Below are 14,254 nucleotides of genomic sequence, written 5' to 3'. Positions count from 1 at the left end.
TTATAAACCGGTATCAACCATACCATCGGGTTTTTTAAACAGACGTTTACGCGCTCGTATTTGTAACACTTGGTAAATTACACCGGTTATATACAGAATAGTTAATATAAGGAGCAGTATTTGTACAATAAATGATGTTGGCCCTGTAGCCAAAGGAGCATCCGGCGGAAGCCTTGTCAGGGTTTCGATAATTGCAGGTATTAACGATAAGTATAACGTTGTTGACATGAGTACCGTTTGTACATAATCGGCATTCCTTCGAAATAACCGCATAGACCGGGCATATATAGCCAGCGGCAATAAAGCCAGTATAATAAGCGCCAAAACATGCGGCGGACCAGGATGCCCTGTTTTCATGATAGGTAATGAAGTTAAGCAGGCAACAACGGTAAATGTGGAATATAACCTGCCTGCATCAAAAGCAGGATTAATGCGTCCTTTTTGTGCCAAAGCATAAAAAGCTATCAATATAGCAAGTACGCTTATTACCGTATGAAAAATCCCCAATAAGGACAACTCGTTAGGCATATTTTTACGTTTTAGGCAGATAAAACAATACTTAAAGATATGTAAAAAACCTTTACAATATATCAATTATTGTATTTTTATAATCATCTCAAAAAATACCACCTTAACTATCAGAAAATTACCAAATTTTTAAATATTGCATCTAAACAAAAAAGTATTTTAATATATCCGGCACAAACCGGCTTAATAAAATAAAAGGATCAATAGCCAAAGGCAACATTACCCGTATGAGTATTACCGATAACTACAAAAAATAAGAGGCTACCAGAACAGGTAGCCTCTTATTTTTAAACATAACACCCCGGAACCATTTAAACAGGGCTTACTTGCTAAAACTTATGGCGCAACGGGGCCTGATACAATCGGGCTTTTATTGATACCTACTTCAAAGCAGCCCAGATCAGGACTAGCGCCAGTGTAGGTGAAGCCAAGGTTTACACCTTTGTCTATCAGGTCGCTGCCGGTAGCCAAACGTAAAAATGTATTGGTTGGGAGTGTAAAATCCGAATGACGTCCCTGCGTAAGCATGCTCTTATCCACACTGCTAAAATCAGCATCAGATATGGTTAAGCCGCTCAGATCAAAATAGTTGTTATTATGCGTACAAAGCGACAGGTTAATATTGCTCACCTCCGAATTGCCTGAATAACCCAGGTTATTCTTCAGGGTATGGCCGTATCCCGGTACATCGGCAGTATAATCCGCTTTCCTGTTCAACATATTATAATTGGCAGCGTTATCGTATGCTGTGTTATTATACCAGTCATTCCCGCCAAGGTGATGATTGGCATAAAACCCGCTGGCTTTATTTTGTACCGATAAACAAAACCTGATGGTATGGCGTGGTATAGTAGCCGGTACACTCGGTGTGGTACTTGTACCAAAACCACCAATTTTAAACCCGTTACCATTACCCAGGCTTTGGAAAGATTGTGAGTAGCCATTATAAAAAGCCCAGCAATTCTCAAATGTAATGGCTTCGAAAGCGTTAATACAATCATAACCGTCGTCGCTGTTAAACCAAGCCCTGCAACCCCTAAACACGTTACCTGTATAGCCTACCCCTTGTTTGTAAGGATGGCAGCCAAAGCCATCCACATTACCGCCAAGCCCATCTTCGGATACGCTATCCCAGTTGTTGTAGGCATCACAATTTAAAATAAGGTTATTACCACCACGGGTAAGGTAAAAACCATTGGCCATACCATCGTGCATTTTACAGGCTTCATAAACGTTATTACTACCCTCGTTACGGAAACACTCGCTTTGTGTATGTGTAGTAATAGTAACCTGTACACCAATAATTTCGATGCCTTTTATTTGGATCCATGATCCTGTTACTAAAAAGGCGGTAACACGCCTACCGGCGGGTTTAACATTTTTATAATCAAAAACAGGTACTTCGCCCGGGTAAGCACGGTATTCTATAGGTGCGCTGGCAGTACCACTTTTATTAAGATAAGTAACGCAGCTATACAAGCCATCATCAAAAGCTATTTGCGTTGCCGGAATAGTATAAGTACCTCCGCGCAGATAAACAAGATCGCCTGCTACGGCAACGCTTTGTCCTTTTTGCACAGTTAAAAACGGCGAAGCCATGGTACCTGAATTTGAATCGCTGCCTGTTGGCGCAACGTAGTAAGTATGCAAAGGTGCCGCATAGCTGCTCTGTACATTTTTGCCTGAGAGATCGGGTTGGTTTTGCACTTGCAGGGTGTCTGATTTATTACAACTGCTCGCTGTAATAAAAAACAGGGCAATAGCCGCAGTTTTGAGGAGCAACCTCCCCAAATAATTGTTTGTTTTCATTAAAATAGATCAATAATTGGTTTTGCCTACTCTTAAAGATTTTCGGCTTCCTCTAAATGGTTCTAAGTAAAACTATTTAAGTAACACCATCTTATCATCCTGCCCCGTCCTGCTTTGTCATGAAAATGTTACCAAAATCACATTAATACGTTTAAAAAGCAGTTTTTATTTTTTGATGGGATTCATCTTAATTTTTATAAAAACTTATTTTAAAAGATGATGTTATTAACTCAAACAAAAATAAATTAATCCTATGAAAAAAGTTATGTATGTTATGATGATCGCCACTGCCGCTTTTGCTTTCCAGGCGTGTAACGGCAACAAAGACGCTAAAGAAACTGCCGATAGTTTAAACAAAACCAAAGACACCACAACTAATGCAATGAATACAGGCGGCATTGCTGTAACAAACGATGATGCTAAATTTGCTACAGCAGCAGCCAATGGCGGAATGGCAGAAGTAGCTTTAGGTAAACTGGCCCTTACAAAAACTTCAAACGCTGCCGTTAAAGATTTTGCCAATATGATGGTGACGGACCATGGTAAAGCAAATGAAGAACTAATGGCTATTGCCAAAGCAAAAAATATCACATTACCTGCTACGGTTGATGAAGACCATCAGAAAAAAATGGATGACCTGAGCAAACTTAACGGTACAGAGTTTGATAAAGCTTACGTTGACGCGATGGTTGACGGTCACAAAAAAACACTCGACCTGCTGAATGATGAAGCTAAAGATGGTAAAGATACTGAGTTAAAAGCTTTTGCCGCCAAAACAGCACCAACTGTTAAAACACACCTCGATGCTATCAATAAGATACATGACGGTTTAAAATAACGAGTCCCCGAAATAAAAGGGTAGCCAATCGGTTACCCTTTTTTATTAAGCAGCTTTCTTAATTTTGGCTATTTGCTTATCTTGTAATTTCCCTAACAATAAAACCATACATACCGCTCCTATTGTGGCTGATAACATATCAGATTGTGTATCCCAGATATCGCCTTGTGTACCCAGAAATGAATCGCCGGAGCTACCTGAAGTAACCGATACAAACCATTCTATAAATTCGTAAAACATACTGATGGTACAGCACACACATACCGTTAAAAACGGGATCCATCCTTTTTTATTAAACACATCCGACCGGATAAACAGCTCCCTCGTTATCATAGCAGGCACAAAACCCTGAAAAAAGTGCCCTACCTTATCATAGTTATTGCGCGATTGATGCAGTACCTCCCGTATCCAATCAAATAATGGCACTTTGGCATAAGTGTAATGCCCGCCAATAAATAAGATATAGCAATGCACCAAAATAAAAACATAGGTTAAATAGGTGAATGTAAAGCGCTTGAAAGTAAGCAACAATATCAAAAAACCAATTATTCCCGGTACTACTTCTAATATCCAGGTAAAGTAATCATGGCAGTTAACTGCCGAAACAATGAGGCCCGCAAAGAACAAGATAACCAAGGCCAGGTATTTTTTCATATCCGAATATATAAAATTAAAACCTTTATTATTTTTACGGTTATGCAGCCGAATATCTTATCAAAAATTAAGCAGTTCATTATCATGTTATTATTGCCTTTAGTACTGTACTAAAGCCTAACGCCCCTGCTAACACGGGTATTGATATTCCTAAAATAGTGCAACCTGTCTCTAATATCGAGATACCGGTTTCGGCGGAGTTAAAAAGCTATTTTGTGCAGGCGGAGAACTCGGTACCAGTTAAATTTTCAGATAACCAGCAGCCATGCCAGGGCCTGCGTTATGAATATACATTTACCCGCAGTCCGTTTAATATTACAGGCAGCAATAACGTTGTGAACCTGAAATTTATGGGTAACTATGGCTTCATCGCATCATACTGCGCTAAATGCGGAACTTTATTTGGTTCAGGTGCGCAATGCCTTGTGCCTGTTGTTTCGGCACAATGCGGTATGGGCAATGAACTACCACGTAAGATGGAAATATCGTATCAATCAACCATAAACGTGTTGCCCGATTTTCGTTTACAATCTAAAACGATATTGTATCCGGCACCAAAACCTATTAATCGTTGTAATGTACTTTTTGGCAATATTGATGTTACCGACAGGCTGATAAGCTATATAAGCACACCACTAAATGATCTGGGGAAACAGGTTGATACCAAAATTGCGGCTTACAACATAAGGCCAACCATTGAGCAATTATGGAAAAACCTTACCACCGAATTTAAAATGGGTGATATTGGTTTTCTTAACATTAACCCGCAGGCAGTAAGGCTAAGCAGTTTTAACCTAAGCGGATCAGTACTCAATTTTTCGGTTGGCCTATCGGCAAAACCGGTAGTTACTACCATAAGCAGCCCTCAGCCGGTAAAACCATTGCCTAATTTAAGCACTTATATCCCGGCAAACGGCTTTAACATCTATTTGGACCTGGTTGAGAATTATGATCACCTCAGCAACATGATAAAGCAACAGGTGGTTGGCCAAACTACAGATATTGCGGGTAAAACCTTTATTGTTGATGATATTAAAGTAACCGGAATAGGCAAACAAATTGCCCTGCAGGTTGATTTTAAAGGCTCCAACACGGGTACCGTTTACCTTGTGGGCACACCTACTTACAATAATGTTACGCATGAACTATCTTTCCCCGATCTAACCTTCGATCTGCAAAGTAAGGCCTGGATATTAAAAGCTGCCAAATGGATGTTCAGCGGTAAAATAACTGATGCCATCCGGAAAAAAGCGACCTATAATTTCACCAAATTCCTAACCGAAAACAAAGGCAAACTACAAAGCCAGCTTACGCGCGATATGGGTAACAACATTCGCTCAGAAGTATCCATTAAAGAACTTGATATACAAACCATTTATCCAACGAGCGAAAAACTCATCATCCGCACCTTATCTACAGGGAGTATTAAGGTACGGATGGTAATGTAAATACTATTTAACAATCCAGAATATTGTTAAAAAGCCAAGTAATTTGGGTTTAACCAAGTCTACCTTTACAGTTAGCGGCAGCCAGGTATCATCAGTTAACCTAAGCCGCAGCGTAAGGTTTGCTTTATAACCGTCAACATCTTCCTTTTCATATTTTGACTGAAACACCCTTGTATATTCAAAATATGGCTTTAGTTCAAGTGTCGATTTTTGTTTCTCATCCTGTCTCAAAACAAAATTCATCCCCCCGGTTCCTGTAGCGCTTACGTGGCTTAAGTTAGCTGTAGTGTTAAGCGTATCGCGTTCGGTTTTGAGTGTTCCTGAAAATTCAACCATACATGGTTTTTTTTCAATACTGTTCACTATTCCAAATTGCCAATCAGCTTTATAAGTAATTGCTTCGGCCATGCCTTTTTGCAGGTTATATTTAATGTTCGGCGTAAATGTCACCAACGATCCGTTGCTTACCTCTCTCATCAGCTTTTTAACCCGCTCATCGGCTGTTAAAGCGTAATTTTTCACGCTTCCGCCACCTATCAGTATTTGCAGTTCTTTTGAAAAATCAGCATCAAGGTCGTTCGCATCCTTACTCTCAAAAAATTTAGCTATCGAGGCATTTATTTTTATCAGCTTTTCAATTTGCTTATCACTACCCGGTACAAATTGCGCTATTGCTTTGCTGGTTGCAATATTTCGTTTAGCTGCAAAATCGGCAAACACATCACCTATAGCAAAATAATTTGCGAGTGTTTTATCACTTTTATTAATCAGTCCAATGGTTAGCCCCAGGCTTCCCTGTTTAAACTGGGTAAGCGAGTTTTCGACAGGAGTTAAAGCAGTATTTAATTCAATGTTGCGCAATGTTTTATATTTAATATAGTTCTTGTCACTTTTCCAGCTCTTATCAAATATCGAAGCGATACCGAACGGAGTAGCCTTAAAGCTTATCTCGCCGTCGGATTGACTCGAAGAACTTGTTAGTGCAACAAACAAATTCGATAATACTTCGCTCCTGCTTGCTGTTTTGGCATTATTCATATCGCTTATCCGCACGCTATCTTTTACAACCTGTGCGCATGCTATTTTGCATATGGCTGTTAATACCATAATTGAAAGTATCTTTTTCATAAATTCAAATTACATGTATTGTATACCCCCTGTTAAAAACACTGCCGCTCCCGTCAATATCATCAGGCACCGGTGGCGAGCAAAAGTTGATATTCCCTTGTATATTAAACCTGAGGGAGCCCGCGCAACTACCTTGCAACACAACATTATACAAACCCGGCGGAAGCGTTATAGGGCTATTAAAACTTCCGTTTTCAACATGATGAGCGTGGTAACCATTATTTATTCCGGCAACATCCCAGGCAACAGCACCGGTACCTCCGGTAAAATCGCCATGTAATACAATCTGTGACATATCTGTTTGGTTTTAAGGTTAATACTTACATTTACATATCAAAGATATTTTAAGCATAACCTATAAAACCGGGTAATAATACCTGAATTTACAAGGTGTTTTTACGGTATATTTAATTATATACCTGTTTAATATCAACTATCACCAACTTTCCTGTTAGTTAATAAAATAATTTATTTCGGTAAACAATTCACCACAATTGCTTGTTGTAGTTATAACCATTACAATTAATTGGGCAATTAATTAGGTTACCCCTGTTAGTTAAGCTAATATTTTAACAAACTAATTACTACACATGAATTTAACGTATGTATCAACATACCCACCACGTGAGTGTGGGCTCGCTACTTTTAATAAAAACCTGATGGCTGCAGTAGCATCCAACTTTTCGGGTGATAACAATGAGAATAAAACTACCGTTATTGCTTTAAACGAGGGAGAGTTAGATGAATATGCATACCCGCCCGAAGTTGAATTCATCATAAGAAAACAAACTTTGGGTGATTATACCAAAGCTGCCGATCATATTAACGCATCGGATACTGACGCCTGTATATTACAGCATGAGTTTGGCATTTATGGCGGCGATAGCGGCATATACGTATTACCGCTTATTTACCAGATAGAAAAACCTTTAATAACCGTATTACATACGGTGTTAAAAAACCCATCATACCAGCAAAAAACCATTATCCAGAATATTGCGAAAAAGTCGCATAAGGTGGTGGTAATGGGTAAAATAGCCATAAAATTTTTAACCGAGATATATGATATTGCCCGCGATAAGATCTGTTATATTGAGCACGGCGTACCGGATATTGAATCACCTGTGGTAAATCCGGTAAAAGCTAACCCTTTATTTACAAATCGTAAAATACTGTTAACCTTTGGCCTGATAAGCCGTAACAAAGGTTTAGAAACGGTAGTTAAAGCCTTACCTCAAATAGCGGAGCAAAACCCGGATGTTTTATATATGATACTGGGAAACACACACCCGGGCATTATAAAAAACTCGGGCGAAGAATACCGTGAGCACCTGGTAGAACTCGCTGAACAATTGGGGGTTAAAAATAACCTGGCATTTGTAAATCGGTACGTTACCGAAGAAGAACTGATCGATTATATCAGCGCTGCCGATGTATATGTAACACCTTATTTAAATGAGGCGCAAATAACCAGCGGAACATTATCGTATGCGGTTGGCGCGGGTTCGGCCGTGGTATCAACGCCATACTGGCATGCTACCGAGTTATTGGCCCAAGGCCGTGGCTGCTTATTTGATTTTAAAGATGAGACCGGGCTGGCAGAAACAGTTAACGATCTGCTTGGCAATGATGAAAAAAGACTGGAGATTAAAGAGAGGGCTTACCAATATGGCCTGAAACTGAGATGGCCAGTTATTGGCGGCCATTACATTGATATTCTTGACGATGCCATTACCAAACCGGATATGAGCGAAAAACTGCTCCGCCAGATAATGGGTGTTGAAATGATGCCTGAATTAAGTTTGGATTATGTTAAATGCCTTACCGATAGTACCGGCATTATACAGCACGCTAAATACGGTATACCAAACTGGAAAGAAGGCTATTGTATTGATGATAATGCAAGGGCGCTTATTATGGCGTTAATGGCACAGGAAGAATTGAAAGAGGATGCGACAAAGCTACTGCCTACCTACTTAAGCTTTATCCATTACATGCAAAATGATGATGGCAGTTTCCGTAACTTTTTAAGTTACAGCAGGCAATACCTGGATGAAATTGGATCTGAAGATGCATTTGGCCGTACCATATGGTCATTAGGTTGCCTTATAGCTAATTCGCCAAATAACTCTTATGCTGAGCTTGGGGTAGAAATGTTCCGCAAAGCAGCGCCGCACTTTGATAAGCTGAAGTATATAAGAGGAATGAGCAATACATTAATAGGTATAAGTTACTACCTCAAAGTATACCCTACAGATCACGGTATGCAAAATGCATTACATAGCTTAACCAATAAAATGGTAATAGCCTACAATGCGGCTAATGATGAGAACTGGAATTGGTACGAGGATAATCTGACGTATGATAATGCTATACTTCCGTTATCACTATTGCACTCTGCCGAAATTACGGGTGATAAAAATGTAATGAACATAGCTTTCGAGTCGATCAGATTTTTAGAGGGGCATACCTTAACTAAAAAATACCTTAACCCGATTGGTAATGATGGCTGGTTTTACAAAAACGGAGAAACGCCACTATACGACCAACAAGCAATAGAAACTATGGGGATGGCATTACTTTATGCTAAAGCTCACGAAATTACCAACGATGCCAAATATTTAAAACGCGCGTTCTCGGTATATTTGTGGTTTCTGGGCGAAAATTCTCTTTGGTCGGCGCTTTATGATGAAGAAACCAAGGGATGCAGCGATGGCCTGCAATTGATGGGCATTAACCGTAACCAGGGAGCAGAGAGTACTTTAGCCTACCTGATATCGCACCTGGCTGTGGTAAAAGCATCTAAAGCTAAAGATGAAGCAACCACAAATTCAATTGTACCTCAAATAAATATATCTGCGGCTTAATAGCATGCCGGGTACAAAATAAAAAGGGTTACCCGTTTTGGGTAACCCTTTTTATTTTACAAGCATTAGAATTTTATTGGGAGTCTGTGATCACTTTATCGAGTAACTCTTTAAGATCGATAACGGCAAAAGAGGATGAGTAGTCAGAAAGGCCGTAAGGTAATATTAGTTTACCCTTATTAATTATTCCACCGCATGAGTATACCACGTTGGGCACATACCCTTCACGTTCATCCTGGTTAGGCGCAAGTAAGGGTTCTTTTAATCTGCCTATCTCAACCGACGGGTCGTCAATTTTAAGCAAAGTTGCGCCAAGGCAATATCTACGCATTGGCCCTACCCCATGGGTAATTACCAACCAGCCATGTTCCGTTTCAATAGGCGAACCGCAGTTACCTATCTGTGTAAACTCCCATGGATGTAATGGTTCCTGTAGTTTCATCGGGTTTTCCCATAAATTAATGTTCCTTGAATACATGATGTAATTATTACAACCATCTATCCGCGAAAGCATCACATAATTACCATTAATACGGCGCGGGAACAAAGCCAGGTTTTTGTTTAATGCACCCGAACCATGGAGTGGCCTTATCTTAAAAGTACAAAAATCCGATGTTTGGAGCAATTTAGGGATAATGAGCGCACCATCGAATGCGGTGTAAGTTGCGTAGTAAATAACCGTACCGTCGTTATCAACAAACTTAACAAAACGGGCATCCTCAATACCTTTCCGTTCAAGTTCTGATACCGGGAATATTACCCTGTCTGAAATATCGGTATCTAAAGAGAAAGTCAGTTCGTTATACGATTCTGAAAGCCACAGTATTTTCTCATATTCTGTTCTTTTAAAATCATCTGTTTGCTTGCGCTGCATTTCAAGTATAATACTTCTCAATGTAGTATAATCAAACTTATCGGTCATTTTTTCTTCAAGCTCTTTTACCACGTCATTATCAATGCGCGCGGTAACTATCTTTTCAAAAAAAAGTCTCTTTTCATAAGTAGTACTTCGTACAACAGAAGCCTCATCAACATAATTGCCTACGGGTAAAACCTGTATACGATTACCCTGATCAATAACCGCGCGGCGAAAAACTATTGACGAAATGTGCCCCTCGCCCACCGCTCGAAAGCTGATGATTACCCTTTTTTGCCCCGCATCCAATTCTGTCTGATCGGGATCTTCTACTATGGATGGATTAAAGAAGGCTGCTGATTCGATTGAATACTCGTGAGTAAAGTAAGCACCGATCAAAAGTTTTCTGAATGGTTTAACTTCCTCAAAATCAATGCCCATACTTTCAGCTATCTGCTGAACACGATTACAGTGTTTATATAATATCCTTGTTATATTGCGATGGCGCTTGGAAAATTCCTGTAGCAAGGGAGATACCAGGGCAAACACCTGATCTTCGTCCAAACTCATTACTCGGCCTATAACTTCTTTGGCCCTTTGTTCACCACTAAAAAAGAACCGGGCAATTACACGTTTGGCATCTGGCGAAACCCTTATCGGCTGTCTTTCTACTGTAATACGCATAAATTAGTTAAATTATTAGGTAAGAGATAGCTATTGAAAGATCAAATCAGGCAATTATTATTCATCAAACTCGTGATCACTCACTGTGATATAATGAACATTGCCGATATAGATTCCATTTTCAACGGCAAGCTTCTGGCGTGTTTCTTCAAGTATTTTTTCAGGATCTGGTTCATCCTCAGGGATGGTAAGGAAAAAAATGATATTATCAGTTTCGTTGTTGATAAACTTGTATTGTTTTTGATCCTTTTTCTTCATGACTCGAAAAATTTTTGTAAGTATACTTGCCACGCATTAGTAGTACATATAATTACAATTTAAATCTGCATTTGTTCTGTTCGCATAGCATTTTTTTAAGGTTTACATCAGATACTAAAATGTATTCTCTCAAAACCCTTCCTTCTGAATACTGTTGAACAGATATGAAAGATATTGCCCGCCGTTTCCCGCAAAACCCTTTATTGTTACCTAAAGATATAACCCCCAGTCGCGAAGAGTTCCAGGTGGTATGCTTATTGAATCCGGGCGTATTTAAATTTGAAGGGAAGACCTGGTTATTGGTAAGGGTAGCAGAAACCATTGCTCAAAAGGAAGGTTTCATTAACTTTCCAGCACTAAACGCTACTGGTAATACTGAAATTATAGAAGTGCCGCTAAATCATCCGGAGTTGATCGCGACAGATTCACGGATCCTCAATTATAAGGGTTTAGATTACCTCACTACCATCTCTCATTTGAGATTATTGTGTTCTGATGATGGTATCTATTTTAAAGAACCTGAAAGCAACGCATCGCTTTTCGGCATTGGTTACCTCGAGCGTTTTGGTATAGAAGATTGCCGGGTAAGCCAGATTGGCGAAACATATTACCTCACTTATACAGCAGTATCTGATAGTGGCGTTGGTGTTGGCCTTCGTACTACAAAAGACTGGAAGATTTTTGAAAACGCCGGAATGATATTCCCACCACACAATAAAGACTGTGCAATTTTTGAAGAAAAAATAAACGGTAAATATTACGCCCTGCACCGTCCCAGTAGCAAAGAAATAGGTGGAAATTATATCTGGCTTGCCGAATCTGAAGACGGAAAACTATGGGGTAACCATCAATGCATTATAAAAAGCAGGCCCGGACATTGGGATAGCGCGCGTGTTGGAGCCGGTGCCGCTCCCATTAAAACAGAACAGGGCTGGCTGGAAATATACCATGGGGCTAATAAAGAACACCAGTATTGCCTCGGCGCTTTTTTGATGGACCTAAATGATCCATCAAAAGTTATTGCCCGCACAATTGACCCAATTATGGTACCGACGGAGAATTACGAACTGAGTGGCTTTTTCGGCTTTGTGGTTTTCACAAATGGTCATATCATAAACGGCGATGAACTCACCATTTATTACGGCGCTGCCGATGAATTTGTGTGCGGGGCACGCTTTTCTATAAAGGAAATACTATCCCTGTTACATTAAGCTATTCCTTTGGCAATAATAATGTATCGCTAATGCCATGCTCCAGTTTCCATTGCTCCATAATAGGCTGCTCTAAAGGTATCTGGCGATAATCATCAGGTGCCATAATGGGAACACCGTATACAATAGGGTATTTACGCTTGCAGGTAGTGCAGCTTAAGATACCTTCAATTACATTTTGCTCTGTATCTTTTACTAAAACCTGTAATTCAAGGTCACTTTTATCAAACGGACAGCACAGCTTTTCAATAGTTTTTAATCTCATCTATGTATAATTTATTGCCCTAAGGCATCATGGTATAATTTTACTTTTTCATCGGGATACTCGGCACTCAGCACACCCGAAATCACTGCTACACCGTTAAACGGGATTTCACTTTTAAGCTGTTTGGTATTTTCCGGAGTAATGCCTCCCGAAATAAAAATGGGAATATCGGTTAATTTACGTGCCTGGCGCACGGTTTCGGGCATCACAATATCGCAACTACCGGCAGATGGCGATGGAAACATGGAGCAAAAAGAAATATAATCCAACCGGTTATGATGCGCCCATTCAACTTTAGCTAAACTATCCGAACAGGTAATGCCCATAATAAACGGCCGCCCTACCTCAGCCTTAATCTGTTCAATATTCGCAGGGATATTATCAAAATGAACACCGTTTAAATCGAGTTTATGTTTGAGTAATGTCCAGTCCTCATTAATTAATAATGGTATTTTAAATTGCTTACAAAGCCTACTTATGTCGGATATTAAGGATAATTTATCTGCTTGTTCGGGCCAATTGTTCCATATCTGTATTACCTGCAAACCTCCCTGCAATGCGGCTTTTAGCTTATCCAGCAAAATAGGCCGATCCATACCTGGGTCTAAAACCAGATAAACACCTCCTGTTATCGCTTTTTTATCATTTATCATTTCCATCCTTTTTTATAAGCTTCAAAAAAAGCACTCCAATAAGCATCTTCCGGGTAATATGGTAAATCTGCTTCCTTGCCATTCTCTACCAGTTTGTAACCTTGTTGTTTACCGGTAAACTCGCCAATGATGGTAGCATTAATATGGTTATCCTTAAGCCTTTTCACTACAGCACCTGCATGTTGTTTTTTAGCGGCTATAACCATACTGCCCGCACCTATGCAATAACGTGGGTCAATACCAAACAAATCACATATTTGACGGCCGGTTTCAGTAACGGGGATAGCTTCATTATCAATACGCAGCCCATTACCCGAGGCAATTGCCATTTCATAAACAGCGCCAAGTACACCGCCTTCAGTAACATCGTGCATAGCGGTTATTTGATAATGTTTTTCTTTGGCCCCGGCAGCAATCAAGGCATCGTATAATGATGATGTTTGATAAAACAGTTCACATCCTTTCTCATACACTTCTTTACCCAATTTATTACTCACAGTTTCCGGGAAACTCATTGCCAATATAGCAGATGATGACACCGCACATTCCTTGGTAACTATAATTACATCACCTTCGTTAGCATTTTTACTCAGCAGGATATCTTTTGCGGGAGCGGTCAATATCATGGTTCCCCCTCCTGCAATAGTTGAATTTTGCCCCTCAATACTGCCGGTATGCCCACCTGTAATAGCTACACCTATTTTATCACAATATTGATGCACAAAACCCCAATAGGTATTAAAATCTGCTTGTGCTAACGATGTTGGCAAGTTAAGCACCATTTGCGCGTACATGGGTGCAAACCCCGTTGTAGCCATATCATTAGCCATTAAGTGCACCGATAACCAGGCTGATTCCTGCAAGCCTAAGGATGGGATAAGCGACAATGGATCGCTGGTTAAAGCCATAGCCAAGCCACCGGGCAGATTCACTACCGATACATCTACCCCAAATTCCGGGCCGCAATGTACCTCGCTCCTTTGCCTTCCGCAGCGTTGCAAAATAACATCCTCAAAATCATCGTGACTAAACTTACCCGAACTCATCGTATTATA

The 14,254-nt window shown here is 40.0% G+C and carries 14 protein-coding genes; 4 read left to right on the top strand and 10 right to left on the bottom strand.

Translation table 11 applies throughout. From position 1 onward, the window contains the following. Entirely contained in the window at window positions 1-528 is a 528-nt protein-coding gene (locus tag KXQ82_RS06690; RefSeq protein ID WP_219487379.1) for a hypothetical protein, read from the bottom strand. A 336-nt stretch (window positions 529-864) separates the two neighbouring features. After that, the gene (locus KXQ82_RS06685) at window positions 865-2,337 is read right to left on the bottom strand and encodes a right-handed parallel beta-helix repeat-containing protein (protein ID WP_219487378.1); all 1,473 of its coding nucleotides are present in this window, start codon (window positions 2,335-2,337) and stop codon (window positions 865-867) included. A gap of 253 nt (window positions 2,338-2,590) precedes the next feature. Here KXQ82_RS06685 and KXQ82_RS06680 point away from each other — a divergent pair, with 253 nt between their 5' ends. Continuing rightward, the gene (locus KXQ82_RS06680) at window positions 2,591-3,175 is read left to right on the top strand and encodes a DUF4142 domain-containing protein (RefSeq protein ID WP_219487377.1); all 585 of its coding nucleotides are present in this window, start codon (window positions 2,591-2,593) and stop codon (window positions 3,173-3,175) included. Between the two features lie 45 nt (window positions 3,176-3,220). On the opposite strand, the gene KXQ82_RS06675 is transcribed toward KXQ82_RS06680, so the two are convergent. Continuing rightward, window positions 3,221-3,829 (bottom strand): DUF2238 domain-containing protein, encoded by a 609-nt coding sequence (locus KXQ82_RS06675; protein WP_219487376.1) that lies wholly within the window; start codon window positions 3,827-3,829, stop codon window positions 3,221-3,223. A 158-nt stretch (window positions 3,830-3,987) separates the two neighbouring features. Here KXQ82_RS06675 and KXQ82_RS06670 point away from each other — a divergent pair, with 158 nt between their 5' ends. Next, window positions 3,988-5,277 (top strand): DUF4403 family protein, encoded by a 1,290-nt coding sequence (locus KXQ82_RS06670; RefSeq protein WP_219487375.1) that lies wholly within the window; start codon window positions 3,988-3,990, stop codon window positions 5,275-5,277. A gap of 3 nt (window positions 5,278-5,280) precedes the next feature. Here KXQ82_RS06670 and KXQ82_RS06665 read toward each other — a convergent pair whose 3' ends face one another. Beyond that, window positions 5,281-6,405: a hypothetical protein gene (locus KXQ82_RS06665; RefSeq protein ID WP_219487374.1), complete on the bottom strand. Its 1,125-nt coding sequence runs from the start codon at window positions 6,403-6,405 to the stop codon at window positions 5,281-5,283. 4 nt (window positions 6,406-6,409) lie between these two features. Continuing rightward, window positions 6,410-6,700 (bottom strand): hypothetical protein, encoded by a 291-nt coding sequence (locus tag KXQ82_RS06660; RefSeq protein ID WP_219487373.1) that lies wholly within the window; start codon window positions 6,698-6,700, stop codon window positions 6,410-6,412. A 295-nt stretch (window positions 6,701-6,995) separates the two neighbouring features. On the opposite strand from KXQ82_RS06660, the gene KXQ82_RS06655 reads away from it, so the two are divergent. Further along, entirely contained in the window at window positions 6,996-9,272 is a 2,277-nt protein-coding gene (locus tag KXQ82_RS06655) for a glycosyltransferase family 4 protein (RefSeq protein WP_219487372.1), read from the top strand. A gap of 73 nt (window positions 9,273-9,345) precedes the next feature. On the opposite strand, the gene KXQ82_RS06650 is transcribed toward KXQ82_RS06655, so the two are convergent. Continuing rightward, on the bottom strand, window positions 9,346-10,812 hold the full coding sequence (locus KXQ82_RS06650; protein ID WP_219487371.1) for a glycoside hydrolase family 130 protein: 1,467 nt from the start codon (window positions 10,810-10,812) through the stop codon (window positions 9,346-9,348). Between the two features lie 57 nt (window positions 10,813-10,869). Next, on the bottom strand, window positions 10,870-11,070 hold the full coding sequence (locus KXQ82_RS06645; RefSeq protein WP_219487370.1) for a hypothetical protein: 201 nt from the start codon (window positions 11,068-11,070) through the stop codon (window positions 10,870-10,872). A 164-nt stretch (window positions 11,071-11,234) separates the two neighbouring features. Between KXQ82_RS06645 and KXQ82_RS06640 the strand changes: the two genes are divergently transcribed. Next, a complete protein-coding gene (locus KXQ82_RS06640; RefSeq protein WP_219487369.1) occupies window positions 11,235-12,281 on the top strand; it encodes a glycoside hydrolase family 130 protein in 1,047 nt (348 codons plus the stop codon). Between the two features lies 1 nt (window position 12,282). Here KXQ82_RS06640 and KXQ82_RS06635 read toward each other — a convergent pair whose 3' ends face one another. Genes KXQ82_RS06635 through KXQ82_RS06625 form a run of 3 tightly spaced genes read right to left on the bottom strand, consistent with a single transcriptional unit; the run spans window position 12,283 to window position 14,245 of the window. Further along, a complete protein-coding gene (locus KXQ82_RS06635; protein WP_219487368.1) occupies window positions 12,283-12,546 on the bottom strand; it encodes a Trm112 family protein in 264 nt (87 codons plus the stop codon). Between the two features lie 11 nt (window positions 12,547-12,557). Next, window positions 12,558-13,205 carry a thiamine phosphate synthase gene (locus tag KXQ82_RS06630; RefSeq protein WP_219487367.1) on the bottom strand — a complete coding sequence of 216 codons (648 nt, stop codon included), beginning with the start codon at window positions 13,203-13,205 and terminating at the stop codon, window positions 12,558-12,560. Next, window positions 13,196-14,245, bottom strand: a complete 1,050-nt coding sequence (locus tag KXQ82_RS06625) for an AIR synthase family protein (RefSeq protein ID WP_219487366.1) — start codon at window positions 14,243-14,245, stop codon at window positions 13,196-13,198. Before KXQ82_RS06625 ends, KXQ82_RS06630 begins: the two co-directional genes overlap by 10 nt. Window positions 14,246-14,254 lie beyond the last annotated feature (9 nt).

It is taken from the genome of Mucilaginibacter rivuli (assembly GCF_019391655.1).
GTDB lineage: Bacteria > Bacteroidota > Bacteroidia > Sphingobacteriales > Sphingobacteriaceae > Mucilaginibacter > Mucilaginibacter rivuli.
The sequence above is the reverse complement of the archived record's forward strand: the minus strand, read 5'-3'. Positions and strand labels throughout refer to the sequence as shown.

Coding starts and splice junctions, on each gene's coding strand:
- KXQ82_RS06690 (WP_219487379.1), bottom strand. CDS start 528: ATGCCTAACGAGTTGTCCTTATTGGGGATTTTTCATACGGTAATAAGC.
- KXQ82_RS06685 (WP_219487378.1), bottom strand. CDS start 2,337: ATGAAAACAAACAATTATTTGGGGAGGTTGCTCCTCAAAACTGCGGCT.
- KXQ82_RS06680 (WP_219487377.1), top strand. CDS start 2,591: ATGAAAAAAGTTATGTATGTTATGATGATCGCCACTGCCGCTTTTGCT.
- KXQ82_RS06675 (WP_219487376.1), bottom strand. CDS start 3,829: ATGAAAAAATACCTGGCCTTGGTTATCTTGTTCTTTGCGGGCCTCATT.
- KXQ82_RS06665 (WP_219487374.1), bottom strand. CDS start 6,405: ATGAAAAAGATACTTTCAATTATGGTATTAACAGCCATATGCAAAATA.
- KXQ82_RS06660 (WP_219487373.1), bottom strand. CDS start 6,700: ATGTCACAGATTGTATTACATGGCGATTTTACCGGAGGTACCGGTGCT.
- KXQ82_RS06655 (WP_219487372.1), top strand. CDS start 6,996: ATGAATTTAACGTATGTATCAACATACCCACCACGTGAGTGTGGGCTC.
- KXQ82_RS06650 (WP_219487371.1), bottom strand. CDS start 10,812: ATGCGTATTACAGTAGAAAGACAGCCGATAAGGGTTTCGCCAGATGCC.
- KXQ82_RS06645 (WP_219487370.1), bottom strand. CDS start 11,070: ATGAAGAAAAAGGATCAAAAACAATACAAGTTTATCAACAACGAAACT.
- KXQ82_RS06640 (WP_219487369.1), top strand. CDS start 11,235: ATGAAAGATATTGCCCGCCGTTTCCCGCAAAACCCTTTATTGTTACCT.
- KXQ82_RS06635 (WP_219487368.1), bottom strand. CDS start 12,546: ATGAGATTAAAAACTATTGAAAAGCTGTGCTGTCCGTTTGATAAAAGT.
- KXQ82_RS06630 (WP_219487367.1), bottom strand. CDS start 13,205: ATGGAAATGATAAATGATAAAAAAGCGATAACAGGAGGTGTTTATCTG.
- KXQ82_RS06625 (WP_219487366.1), bottom strand. CDS start 14,245: ATGAGTTCGGGTAAGTTTAGTCACGATGATTTTGAGGATGTTATTTTG.